This is a genomic window from Andreprevotia sp. IGB-42, from assembly GCF_009848685.1.
Lineage (GTDB): Bacteria > Pseudomonadota > Gammaproteobacteria > Burkholderiales > Chitinibacteraceae > Andreprevotia.
On sequence record NZ_WXTX01000002.1, the window covers coordinates 444436 to 456579 of the forward strand.

Below are 12144 nucleotides of genomic sequence, written 5' to 3' on the forward strand. Positions count from 1 at the left end.
GATGGCAAGGGGGTACTGCATGCAACAAGCCAGCCAGAGCGCCATCACACCAGCAAGCGACGGGCGGGATCACGAAAAAGTCCACGCCATTGCCAGCGCGATACTTGATGGCTTCAATCGCCATTACCTGTTGTTCCGCAATGCCAGCCGGCAAGCGCAGCGCAACTTCGAGCAAGGCAATGTCCATGCGCAGCGCGATGCGGTACGCAACCGCATCGCCTTTTACGATATCCGCGTATCGGAAGCATCCGAACGCCTGCGCCATGATTTCCAGGCTGAAACGCTGCAGGATGCAACCTGGACGCAGATCAAGACCGAGTACATCCGCCTGCTGCTCAACCACAAGCAACCGGAACTGGCGGAAACATTTTTCAATTCCGTCTGCTGCCGCATCCTGCACCGCAGTTACTTCCACAACGATTTCATTTTCTACCGGCCCGCGGTATCTACCGAATACATCGAAGCAGATGCCCAGCCGGCCTGGCGCAGCTATTACCCGCGCCGGGGCGGGCTGGCGCATACCATAGAACGCCTGCTGATGGACTTTCGCTGGGGGCTGCCGCTGGTGGATCTGAAGCGCGATGTACGCCGCGTGATACGCGCAGTGCACACGCACCTGGGGCACTGGCCCAAGGTGGCGTTCAACGCGCAGATCCAGGTGCTGGCTACCCCGTTTTTCCGTGGCAGGGCTGCGTACATCATCGGCCGCGCCATCAATGGCGATCTGGAAATTCCCTTTGCGTTGCCGCTGTACCGCAACCAGCACGGCGAGCTGTATATCGACGCGGCCCTGTTCGCGCGCGAGCACATCCGCCACCTGTTTTCGCTATCCCGCGCGTATTTCCTGGTGGATATGGAAGTGCCGTCGGCCTATGTGGCATTCCTGCATGACCTGCTGCCCGAGACCTCGCGCGCCGAGCTCTACACCATGCTGGGCCTGGGCAAGCAGGGCAAGACCATGTTCTACCGCGAGCTGTTCCAGCACCTGCGCCACAGTGGCGACCGCTTCACCTTTGCACCGGGCATCAAGGGCATGGTGATGATCGTGTTCACGCTGCCGTCCTTCCCCTTTGTGTTCAAGGTGATCAAGGATGTAATCGCGCCCCCCAAGGAAGTGGACCGCAAGCTGGTACGCGAGAAATACCTGCTGGTGAAACGCCACGACCGGGTGGGCCGCATGGCCGACTCGCTGGAGTTTTCCGATGTGGCGCTGCCGCGTGAGCGCTGCGATCCGGCGCTGATCGACGAGTTGCGCGCATTGGCGCCATCAATGCTTGAAGAAGATGGCGACAGCATCGTGATCCGCCACCTGTATATCGAACGGCGAATGAAACCGCTGAACATCTGGCTGGACGAGCGCCGGGGCGACGTGATCGAGGATGTGGTGCGCGATTACGGCAACGCGCTGCGCGAGCTGGCCATTGCCAATATCTTCCCCGGCGACATGCTGTTCAAGAACTTCGGCATCACCCGCGCCGGCCGCGTGGTGTTTTACGATTACGACGAAATCGAATACATGACCGACTGCGATTTCCGCCGCATTCCGCCACCACCCACGCCCGAATTCGAGATGAGTGGCGAGGCGTGGTACACCGGCCACAAGAACGAGGTCTACCCGGAGGAATTCGCAACCTTCCTGCTGTACCGGCCGGACGTACGCGCCGCATTCATGAAATACCATGCCGATCTGCTCAAGCCCGCGTTCTGGCAGGACACCAAGGCCCGCATCAAGGCCGGCATCATCGAGGATTTCTTCCCCTACCCGCAGGCGCTGCGCTTTTCACACCGCTATGCCGAACGGACCAGCAACTGAGACTATAACCACTGTGGCAAACCCTTTCCGGCACTTTGAATCATGCCATGCCTGCCACATTACAATGGCCGCTGCCGCGGGGAATCATGAAAATTGAACCATCAGGAATCGTATCACCCGATCTCAAACCGCAATTGCAGTGGCTGTGGCATTCGGGTGAACGTCGGGGCTTTCTTACCGGTGATGACCGGAAAGCATTTTTTCTTCCGCAGGAAGCGATTGAAACCGGATTCGTGCTTGCTCATGCCCATGATGCGGTATCCAGAGCCTCATGCAATCTGCCGGTACCCGCCGGCGACTTCACCGAACTGCAAACCTGCGGCTGGCGTGGCTTCCGCTTCCTGGGGCACGGTGACGATGATTTTGAAAAAGCGGCTGATATGCCCGGAGATCTGCTCCGCACGCTCGTTTTCGGGCCCGATTACGGCCTTTATCTGGCTCACCCCGCGAGTGGCCTGATCGTTGCATTGCAATCAGGCTTGATGCAACTCGTCACGAGAATGCCGGATGGTTTCGAAGTAGTGGACGAGGTGCGCACACGTCGCCGGGCGGCCCTGACCTTCTGTGCGCATCCATCCGAGACATTGCTGGTATATGGCGACAATTACGGCAGTTTCCACGCCCATCATTTCTCTGAAAATGGTTTCGGCAGCGCGCGCAAGATCGCATCAAGGGATAACAAAGCTGGCGCAGTGGAGTTCATTGATCCGCAGACGCTATTGCTTGGGGGAACGGGCTATCTGGCGGCCTTTGCATACAGGGAATCCCGATTTCAGCTGATGCATGAACTTTCGATGCCGGTTCGGGATTTCACCTGGAACCAGCCCAGCAATCGCCTGTTCGTAAACCAGGGGCTGCATGGCATCGCGGTATTGGACTACACCAGCAACGGTTTCTCACAATGTGCGTGCCTGAAGCCCCCGTATCCGGTGAACCAGATCGCCGTCTCCAAATGCGGCAACTGGATTGCGGCCTCGAGTCAATCAGCGGCATCGGTCAGCATATTCCGCATGCCAGAAGTTGCGTAGCTGGCCAGCATCCTTGTTGCCATTCCAGCGAGCCAATCCGCTTTTCTGCCCGCCGCGTCATCCGGCGCGACATGGCACCCAAGCTGACCGGCATCGCACAGCAGGAATGGCCGCCGCCCGGCAGGCTGGCATTACAATCCGGATGCCACTGCTAGACTTGTAAGCAGCAAATTGACCGGAAATGACCATGCAACGCGGCTGGATTGCGATATGCGTGCTGTGGACACAGACCGGCGTGGCAGCGCCGCTCGGTATCTGTGCGGAAGACCAGTGGCCGCCGTTTTCCTTCATACAACGCAGCCGGCCGGCCGGGGCGTCCGTCGAACTCGTTGCAGCGGCGCTGAAGGCAGCCGGCCTGGAGGCCCGCTTCGAGAGCGGCAGCTACACTGCGGTGCCTGCAACTGGTGCGCGACGGCAAGCTCGATGCCTTGCTGGACGTTGCACAAAATGACGAGCGCAAGCCGCAGCTTGTCTGGACAAGGCAGGCCCTGCTGGTTCTGGCATTGCACTTGGTGGGCAACCGCACGCAAAATGACGTGCTCCCCGGTTTTGCCGCCATGCAACACAAACGTGTGGGTATCACGCGCGGTTACGAGTACCCCGGCCAGATGACCGGGCAACCCGGCATCCAGCTGGTGGAGTCGCCCAGCGAACTGGGCAACCTGCGCCATCTTGCCAAGGGCGATATCGACTTCATGCTGCTCAGCCGCGGCACACTGGCCACGTTGCTGGCCAAGCTCGGCCCGCAGGAAAGGCAACACATCCGCGACTGGGGGCAGATCGACCAGTTGCCGCTTTACCTGGCGTTCAGCCCCGGACAACCACTGGCCGCTGAATGGGCTGCCGCATTCGACCGCGGCATGCAGGCGATACGCAAATCAGGTGAGGACCAGCGCATTCATGAGCGCTGGCGTGCCGTGCCCTGAGCCTGCCCGCGGCGTTGACAGCACACTGCCGTCGGCATGCGTGGAGCCTCCACCGGCTGCATCGACAAGCTCATCCAGCCCATCCCTGCTAACATGCTGAATTATATGGGGCCTCCGCGTATGGGGCCCCTTTCCTATCAAGGCCCCACATTCCATGTCCACCACGCTCACCGACCTTCTCAACGCCGCCCTGGCCAACCGCAGCGATCTGCTGGCGAAGCTGCATGGCGAAAAGACCAATGCCTACCGGCTGTTTCACGGCAGTGCGGAGGGCGAGGCCGGGCTGACGGTGGATCGTTACGGCGATCTGCTGCTGGTGCAAAGCTTCCACGAATCGCTGACACCGGAAGAACTGGCCGAAATCGAAGCGTTTTACGCACGCGACTTTGCCGGGCTGGACGTGGTGTACAACGACCGCAGCCAATCCAACTCGCGCATCAGCAACCGGCTGACGCCCGAGCAGATCGTGATTGCAGAAACGCCGCGCATTGCGCAGGAGCTGGGTGTGGATTACCGCATCCAGGCGCGCCACGACGGGCAAGATCCGTGGTTGTTCCTCGACCTGCGCGCCGGCCGCCGCCGCGTGATGCAGGAGGCCAAGGGCAAGACCGTGCTCAATTTGTTTGCCTATACCTGCGGCGTGGGCATTGCCGCCGCCAAGGCCGGCGCCAGCCTCGTCACCAATGTGGACTTTGCCGAATCCAGCCTGCTGGTGGGCAAGGAGAACTCCCGCCTCAACAGCCTGGGCCACACCTTGCGCTATGTGGAGAGCGATGCGTTTGCCGCATTGCGCCAGTACTCGGGCTTGGGCCAGGCACGCGTGGTGCGCGGCAAGCGCCTGCCGCCATTCCCCAAGCTGGAAAAAACCCAGTTCGACTTGGTATTCCTTGATCCACCGCGTTACTCCAAGAGCATTTTCGGCGTGGTCGACCTGGTGAATGATTACCCCGCAGTGTTCAAGCCGGCGCTGCTGTCGACCAGGGAAGGCGGCACGCTGATCTGCTGCAACAATGTAGCGTCAGTAGACCGGCAGGACTGGTACGACCAGCTGCAACGCAGCGCCACCAAGGCCGGCCGCCCCATCCGCGAGATGGAATGGATCTCGCCGGAAGCGGATTTCCCAAGCACCGATGGCAAGCCGCCGCTGAAGATTGCACTGCTGCGCGTTTGATCCGCAGGCTGTTCCGGCGCCTAGGCTTCGTCAGCAGCCCGGAACAGCTCGCCCGACTCGAAAAACGCGCCACCCGCCACATGGTGAATGCTGCGCGGCGTTTCGGGCGGAAAGTGCCAGCGCCCTTCGCTGTACACCAGCGGGTCTGCCCACGCGGCGACCGCTTCGACGATGAACAGGTCGTATTGCTGCTGGTTGTGCGGCTCCGGGATCACCTTGCATTCCAGCCATGCCAGGCAGCCTTCCACCAAGGGTGCGGCGATCTTCTCCGCCGGGAAAGTGGCAATCTGGTGGGTGGCGAACTTGTCTTCGTCACGCCCGCTGACCGAGCCGACCGCATGCGTCAGCGCGGCTTGCGCGCGCGAGGGGATTTGCAGCGCCAGCGCGCCGCTGGCCTCCACCAGTTCGCGCGTGTAGCTGGCCTTGTCGATCACCACCACGAACTTGGGCGGGTCGAAATCCAGTACGGTGTTCCACGCCGCCGCCATCACGTTGCGGCGCTCGCCATATGCGCTGCTCACCAGCACGGTGGGGCCGTGGTTGAGTAGCCGGTAAGCCTGGGGCAGCGGAACGGCAATGGGCATGGGTTATGTCCTTGATTGAATTGATCACGGTGTAGCGCTGATCCCGGTGCGGCAGCCAGCAGTACCCGCACCATCGCTGCTTTATACGACGACATGGCCGCGCCGTGCTTTTACAATATTGCCATGCCCACGCTCAAATACCTCGCCGCTTACCCGCCGCACCTGCAAGACCAGGTGCAGGCACTGCTCGACCGCAACGAGCTGGGCAGCGTGCTGGCTCGCAAGTACCCGGACCGCCATGCGGTGCAGACCGACAAGGCGCTGTACGACTATGTGATCGGGCTGAAAACGCGCCACCTGAAAAATGCGGTGCCGGTGACCAAGGTATATTACGACAACCAGCTCGACCTGATCGGCGGCACGCTGGGTACCAATACCTTTGCGGTGCGGGTACAGGGCAGCAAGGTCAGGCGCAAGAACGAGATCCGCATCGCCAGCCTGTTCCGCGATACGCCGGCGCCGTTCCTGAGCATGATCGTGGTACACGAGCTGGCGCACCTGAAAGAGAAAGACCATAACAAGGCGTTCTACCAGCTGTGCTGCCACATGGAGCCCGATTACCACCAGCTGGAATTCGATCTGCGCGTGTGGCTGACATGGAAAGACACGCTCTGATTCGCCAGCAGGTTATGGCTGTTCTGCCACCACGGGCTTGCGCTGGAATACCCATACACCCGCTTGCAGCTCCGGCGGCAGCACCAGTTGGCTCAGGTCTGCGCGCTCTGCCCAGTCGAACGCGGTTTGCGCGGTGTAATCGGCCCAGTTGCCGGTAATGAAGCGCGAGCGGCTGCCGATCACGATATAGGTGTCCACGCTGCGGCTGCGGAACACCTGGCGCTCGAAATGGTTGCCAGCCGGTGGCCAGCAGCAGATCACCACCTTGGGCTGATGGCGGGCAATGGCAGCCACGGCATCAAGCTTTTCCACCGTTGCCGGGTAATCCACCGCCTTGCCCCAGCTATGGTCATCGCTTGCCAGCACGCTGGCACCCTGCCCGGTGAGGAAGCGCGCCAAAGTGCCATCGCCCGCGGCAATTTCCAGTGCTTTGCGGTTGCAGATCAGCGATGCCAGCCCGGCAATCAGCTCGCGGCTGTAAAAACAGTAGATGCCACGTTTTTCCACCAGCGGCATCAGCAGGCGCTTTTGCCACAGCAGCGGCCATAGCAGCCTGAATGCTCGCAGCGATACCGGTTTGCGCTCCAGCCCCTGTTTGAACAGCAGCCGCTGCGCAATCAGGCCATTGAACAGGTTGAAACGTGCTTTGCCGGCCTTGATGCCCGTAGCGGCAGAGAATGCGTACTGGCGCAGCGCCAGCTCGGTCAGCCGCTGGCGGATCTGTTCGCTCACGAACAGCTCGAACGCGCGGCCACTGCGCTCGCCGGACAGAAAGCGTTCATTGCGCGTGCCCCGGCTGGCACTGCGCGCGATCAGCGCGCGGATTTCCCCGGCATCGCACCGCTCGAACACACCGGACAGCTCGGCATGCACGGCGGCCCATTCTTCCGGGCAGGCTTCTGCCAGTGCGGTAAAGCCCGGGCTGCCTTGCAGCAGCTGCCAGCGTGCCTCGGGGCTGGATGAGGTCATGCGGCGCGGTGGAAAGGCGATTTATTCGGCAGCAGCAACGACGCGGATTTCCACCTCGTCTGCCACATGCACCACCATGCCGGGACGGATCTTGTTGGTCTTGCGCAATTCCTGCTCGCCATTGACCGAAACGATGCCGCTGGCCACCAGCGCCTTGCCGGCGCCGCCACTGTCGACCACGCCAGTGATTTTCAGCAGATCGTTCAGCGCGATGTATTCGTTGGAGATTTCAACTTCAAGGGTTTGCATGGCCGTGCCTGGAACTTTACGTAAAACCGCATCGTACCAGCGCTTGCCCCGGTGCAGTGCTCAGGCTGCCCAACGCTGCCACAGTAGCGCGAAGCGCTCGGCAAAGGCGGCCACCAGCGCGGCATCGTTGGTGACGGTGAGGTTTTCCTCGTTCACCGTGCTGGCAGTGCGCGTCCAGTTGTAGCTGCCATTCAACAGCCAGCTTCCATCGATCACCGCAAACTTGTGGTGCATGTGCGCGGGGCTGTCATCGAAAATCAACGGCACGCCCTGACGGCGCAGGCTGAACACATCACTGCCGGCATCCAGCGCCTTGTCGTCGTCCGAGATCACCCGCACCGCGATGCCGCGGCTGTGTGCAGCCAGGATGGCGGCGCTGATTTCGTCATCGGAGATGGTGAATACACAGATGTCCGCGCTGCGTTGCGCCTGGCGCAGCCGGTACAGCACTGCGTCGCGGCAACCGTTGCCCGGGCTGAAATGGGCTTCCGAATGCAGCGCGGCAACCGGCTCGCGCGCCACATCCAGGCTGCGCACGATGCCTTCAAGCCATTTGAGCACGCCCATCTGCTCGGGCGTCTGCAGCAATGCACGCACCTGGCCAAATGCCGCGTTGCGCAGCTGGCGCAGGCCTTCCTCTGAAGGGTGGCTGTTACGCAACATCTCGATGAACAGGCGCCGGTCGGCATCGGTCAGCCGCTCTTCGGCAAAAGAGGCTTCGATCTGGTCCAGCAGATGTTGCACAGGCATGGGGTCACCACGGTACGGGCACGGAAATACCGGTCAGACTAATGCAGCCAGCCCTTTGCGCCAACGCGGGGTTTCCCGCGCGCTGCCCGCGTGACGGCCATCCGGGAACAAATCATGCGGCTTTGGAAGCGGGTGAGCTGCGAAGCACATCCAAGTGCACGCGGGTGCGCTAAGATTGCGTGCTGCTGCTGACCGCGCCTGTAACCGGCCGGATGACAGCAACATTCAAAAAAATTCCGGCATGCCAACGCTGCATGCCGAACAACGCTCACGCACAGGAAATAGCCGCCATGGCCGGAACCAGCCTTTTGGTATTGATGGACGATATAGCCGCCGTACTCGACGATGTGGCGCTGATGACCAAGGTCGCAGCCAAGAAAACCGCCGGCGTACTCGGCGACGATCTGGCGCTCAACGCCGAACAGGTATCCGGCGTGCGCGCCGAACGCGAATTGCCGGTGGTGTGGGCAGTGGCGGTGGGCTCGCTGAAGAACAAGGCCATCCTGGTGCCGGCAGCGCTGGCGATCAGTGCGTTCATTCCGTGGGCCATCCTGCCCTTGCTGGCGGTGGGCGGTGCCTATCTGTGCTTCGAAGGCTTCGAGAAGCTGGCGCACAAGTTCCTGCACAAACATGAAGAAGCGGCAGAACACGCCGCCGTGGTCGAGGCAGCCGCCAGCCCGGTGGTCGATCTCGTGGCATTCGAAAAAGAAAAAATCAAGGGCGCAATCCGCACCGACTTCATCCTCTCTGCAGAAATCATCGTGATCGCGCTGGGCACGGTGGAACATGTTGCATTCAGCTCGCAGGTTGCGGTGCTGTGTGGTATCGGCCTTGTCATGACTGTGGGTGTGTATGGCCTGGTGGCCGGCATCGTCAAGCTTGATGACCTGGGCTTCTACCTGGACCGCAACAGCAAGAACGGCGCATTGCGCGGCATCGGTCGCGGGCTGATCCAGAGTGCCCCGTATCTGATGAAGGCACTGACCGTGATCGGCACCGCTGCCATGTTCCTGGTGGGCGGCGGCATCCTCACCCACGCGATCGGCCCGCTGCACCATGCAATCGAGCACCTCGCTGCAAGCGCGGGCGGCCTTGGCAGCGTGGTTTCGGCGCTGCTCAACGGCCTGTTCGGCGTGGCCGCCGGTGCGGTCTGCCTGGGCGTGGTCAGCGTGCTGGGCGGCGTGTTCAAGCGCTTCAAGGGCAAAGCCGCCTGAACGGGGCAGAGCCGGGTGGCACCTGTAGTCACCCGGCAAGCCTGACCGATCAGGAACCGCGGCCGGGGCCGCAGGGTCACACCTTGCGAGCCCGATAGACGGGGCCGCCACTGCCATTCACCCGCTCTGGAATGGCTGGCAGGCACTCAAGTACCATGCAGCAAGGACCGCCAGCATTGCCAAAAGCGATGTGCCTGGCCGTTTCCGCCCTATTCCCACAAGGAGCAGCACGTGTTCAGCTGGTTTGAAAACCGGGTCGATCCTTATCCATCCAGTGTGCCGGAGCAGCCGCCCGGCGGCTTCTGGGCATTTGTCTGGGCCGGCACCGCCGGCATGCGGCCGATGATTGCCGCCATCGTCGTGCTGACCGCAGCCATCGGCGCATTCGAGGCACTGCTGTTCTCGATGATGGGCACCATTGTTGACTGGCTGGGCCATGTGCCGCCCGCCGAGCTGTGGACGCAGCACAAGGACAAACTGCTGTTGCTGGGCGGCATCCTGCTGGCCAGCCCGGCGGTGATCGCGCTGCAATCGCTGTGCAAGTACCAGGCACTGGCCGGCAACTTCCCCATGCGCCTGCGCTGGGTATTCCACCGCCACCTGCTCGGCCAGAGCATGAGCTTCTACCAGGACGAGTTTGCCGGCCGCGTGGCCGCCAAGGTGATGCAGACCGCGTTGGCGGTGCGTGAAACGGTGATGATCCTCACCGACATCATGGTGTTCATCGTGATCTACTTTGTCACCATGCTGGCGGTGGTGGGGCAGTTCGACGGGCTGCTGGTGTGGCCGTTCATTGCCTGGCTGGTGTGCTATGCGCTGGCAGTATGGTTTTTCGTGCCGCGCCTGGGCAAGGCCGGCAAGGCACAGGCCGATGCACGCAGCCTGATGACCGGCCGCGTCACCGATGCGTATAGCAATATCGCCACGGTGAAGCTGTTCTCGCACGCGCAGCGCGAGGCGGGCTTCGTCAAAAGCGCGATGCAGGAATTCATGCTGGCGGTATACCGGCAGATGCGCCTGGTCAGCGGCTTTGAAATCGTCAACCACACGCTCAACATGCTGTTGATTGCCGCCACCACCGGCGCCACGCTGTGGCTGTGGAGCCGTGGTGAAGTGGGCGTGGGTGCGGTGGCCGCTGCCACGGCGATGGCATTGCGGCTGAACGGCATTTCGCACTGGATCATGTGGGAAATGGCCAGCCTGTTCGAGCAGATCGGCACCGTGCAGGACGGCATCACCACGCTGTCGCGCCCGGTTACCATCAATGATGCGGCCGACGCCAAAGCATTGACCGTGCCGCAGGGCGAAATCCGTTTCGACAACGTGAGTTTTGCCTACGGTGGCAGCAACCGGGTGATCGATCACCTCGACCTGACCATCCGCCCGGGCGAGAAAGTGGGCCTGGTGGGCCGTTCCGGTGCGGGTAAATCCACGCTGACCAGCCTGCTGCTGCGCTTCTACGACGTGGAGACGGGGCGCATCCTGATCGATGGCCAGGATATTGCGCACGTCACGCAAGACAGCCTGCGCGCGCACGTGGGCATGGTGACACAGGATACGTCGCTGCTGCACCGCTCGGTACGGGACAACCTGCTGTATGGCCGCCCGGATGCCAGCGATGCCGACATGATCGCCGCCGCGCGCCGTGCCGAGGCCCATGAGTTCATCCAGTCGCTGACCGACCCGAAGGGGCGCAATGGCTACGATGCACATGTGGGCGAACGGGGGGTGAAGCTCTCTGGCGGGCAACGCCAGCGCGTGGCCATTGCGCGCGTGATGCTCAAGGACGCGCCCATCCTGTTGCTGGATGAAGCAACCAGCGCGCTCGACTCCGAAGTGGAAGCGGCCATCCAGAGCAGCCTGTATACGTTGATGGAAGGCAAAACCGTGGTGGCGATTGCGCACCGGCTATCGACCATCGCCGCAATGGACCGCTTGATCGTGCTCGACAAGGGCGTGATCGTCGAAGAGGGCAGCCATGCGGAGTTGCTGGTGCGTGGCGGGCTGTATGCACGGCTATGGGCCCACCAGAGTGGCGGCTTCCTGGGCGAGGAAGTGGATGACAACACGCCAGTCAAGGGTGACTGGCAGATTGCCCATTGATGCGGCAGCCGTACTGCCGCATGCGCATGAAAAAACCGGCCTCGGCCGGTTTTTTCATTACGCGAGGCAACTGCCCCGGCCAGATCAATGCTTGGCTTTGTTCGCTTCGCCAGACTTGATGCCCTGCAATAGCGTGCTGCCTGCCGGTGCCGTTGCCGGCGCCTTTTCTTTCTTGGGCTTCTTCACTTCGCGATTACCGCGTACTTGACCTTTAGCCATGATGTTTACTCCTTGTGACGCCATCCATGGGACGGGGCCGTCATTGCAGGTTGGATGCCTGCGGCGGGTTCGCTGCGGATATTGCACACGCCAACCAACGTAGCCTGATCATAGGCGCATTCGCTGCCGGCCATCGGTTTATTGTTCAGCGCCTGTTCTTTACCCGCGCCACCATCGCGTGCAACGCCTGCTGTGTTTCCGGCGCAAACCAGTCTTCAACGAACTGTTCCAGCCGCAAGCCTGCCGGATCTGCGTAGGCGGCAGCGATATCGGCACGGGCAATCGCCCGTGTGGCCAGCATGGCTTTGCGTGGCACGGCCAGCAGCGCCTGCAGCCATTCGATGGCACGTGGCACCACCTGAATAGCATCCACCAGTTCGTCCACCATACCGATTGCGTGTGCTTCCTGCGCCGTGATCATCTGCCCGGCCACCAGCAGGCGCTCGGCACGGTATGGCCCCACCAGCCGGCGCAGGCCGATCTGCACGCATTCCGGTGCAACC

13 protein-coding genes are annotated in these 12144 nt (G+C 61.8%); 7 read left to right on the forward strand and 6 right to left on the reverse strand.

What is annotated here, in order from left to right; all coding sequences use genetic code 11:
* The first annotated feature begins 19 nt into the window (after positions 1–19).
* The 4 genes from aceK (at position 20) to IGB42_RS04855 (ending at position 4938) form a co-directional block, all read left to right on the forward strand.
* Positions 20–1813 carry a bifunctional isocitrate dehydrogenase kinase/phosphatase gene (gene aceK / locus IGB42_RS04840; protein WP_159667635.1) on the forward strand — a complete coding sequence of 598 codons (1794 nt, stop codon included), beginning with the start codon at positions 20–22 and terminating at the stop codon, positions 1811–1813.
* 86 nt (positions 1814–1899) lie between these two features.
* Complete coding sequence (locus IGB42_RS04845; RefSeq protein WP_159667638.1) at positions 1900–2841, forward strand: hypothetical protein; 942 nt, start codon at positions 1900–1902, stop codon at positions 2839–2841.
* Positions 2842–3245: 404 nt separating this feature from the next.
* On the forward strand, positions 3246–3767 hold the full coding sequence (locus tag IGB42_RS04850; protein WP_159667641.1) for an ABC transporter substrate-binding protein: 522 nt from the start codon (positions 3246–3248) through the stop codon (positions 3765–3767).
* Positions 3768–3921: 154 nt separating this feature from the next.
* Positions 3922–4938: a class I SAM-dependent rRNA methyltransferase gene (locus IGB42_RS04855; RefSeq protein WP_159667644.1), complete on the forward strand. Its 1017-nt coding sequence runs from the start codon at positions 3922–3924 to the stop codon at positions 4936–4938.
* A gap of 20 nt (positions 4939–4958) precedes the next feature.
* Here the strand turns inward: IGB42_RS04855 and IGB42_RS04860 are convergent, their stop codons facing one another.
* Positions 4959–5522: a flavin reductase family protein gene (locus tag IGB42_RS04860; RefSeq protein ID WP_159667647.1), complete on the reverse strand. Its 564-nt coding sequence runs from the start codon at positions 5520–5522 to the stop codon at positions 4959–4961.
* A 123-nt stretch (positions 5523–5645) separates the two neighbouring features.
* On the opposite strand from IGB42_RS04860, the gene IGB42_RS04865 reads away from it, so the two are divergent.
* On the forward strand, positions 5646–6137 hold the full coding sequence (locus tag IGB42_RS04865; RefSeq protein ID WP_159667650.1) for a M48 family metallopeptidase: 492 nt from the start codon (positions 5646–5648) through the stop codon (positions 6135–6137).
* A 12-nt stretch (positions 6138–6149) separates the two neighbouring features.
* Here IGB42_RS04865 and IGB42_RS04870 read toward each other — a convergent pair whose 3' ends face one another.
* From IGB42_RS04870 to IGB42_RS04880, 3 genes are read right to left on the reverse strand one after another with little or no spacing between them, the layout of a single operon-like run.
* On the reverse strand, positions 6150–7106 hold the full coding sequence (locus IGB42_RS04870) for an SAM-dependent methyltransferase (RefSeq protein ID WP_159667653.1): 957 nt from the start codon (positions 7104–7106) through the stop codon (positions 6150–6152).
* 21 nt (positions 7107–7127) lie between these two features.
* On the reverse strand, positions 7128–7355 hold the full coding sequence (locus IGB42_RS04875; RefSeq protein ID WP_159667656.1) for an RNA-binding S4 domain-containing protein: 228 nt from the start codon (positions 7353–7355) through the stop codon (positions 7128–7130).
* A gap of 60 nt (positions 7356–7415) precedes the next feature.
* Positions 7416–8105 (reverse strand): phospholipase D-like domain-containing protein, encoded by a 690-nt coding sequence (locus IGB42_RS04880; RefSeq protein ID WP_159667659.1) that lies wholly within the window; start codon positions 8103–8105, stop codon positions 7416–7418.
* 290 nt (positions 8106–8395) lie between these two features.
* On the opposite strand from IGB42_RS04880, the gene IGB42_RS04885 reads away from it, so the two are divergent.
* Together IGB42_RS04885 and IGB42_RS04890 are read left to right on the forward strand one after the other, a co-directional pair.
* Positions 8396–9319 carry a DUF808 domain-containing protein gene (locus IGB42_RS04885; RefSeq protein ID WP_159667662.1) on the forward strand — a complete coding sequence of 308 codons (924 nt, stop codon included), beginning with the start codon at positions 8396–8398 and terminating at the stop codon, positions 9317–9319.
* A gap of 231 nt (positions 9320–9550) precedes the next feature.
* A complete protein-coding gene (locus IGB42_RS04890) occupies positions 9551–11422 on the forward strand; it encodes an ABC transporter ATP-binding protein (protein WP_159667665.1) in 1872 nt (623 codons plus the stop codon).
* Between the two features lie 84 nt (positions 11423–11506).
* On the opposite strand, the gene IGB42_RS22415 is transcribed toward IGB42_RS04890, so the two are convergent.
* Positions 11507–11641: a hypothetical protein gene (locus IGB42_RS22415; RefSeq protein ID WP_255461409.1), complete on the reverse strand. Its 135-nt coding sequence runs from the start codon at positions 11639–11641 to the stop codon at positions 11507–11509.
* A 145-nt stretch (positions 11642–11786) separates the two neighbouring features.
* Positions 11787–12144 (reverse strand): enoyl-CoA hydratase/isomerase family protein (locus IGB42_RS04895; RefSeq protein WP_201799825.1); only part of this gene is annotated, 358 nt, incomplete at its 5' end.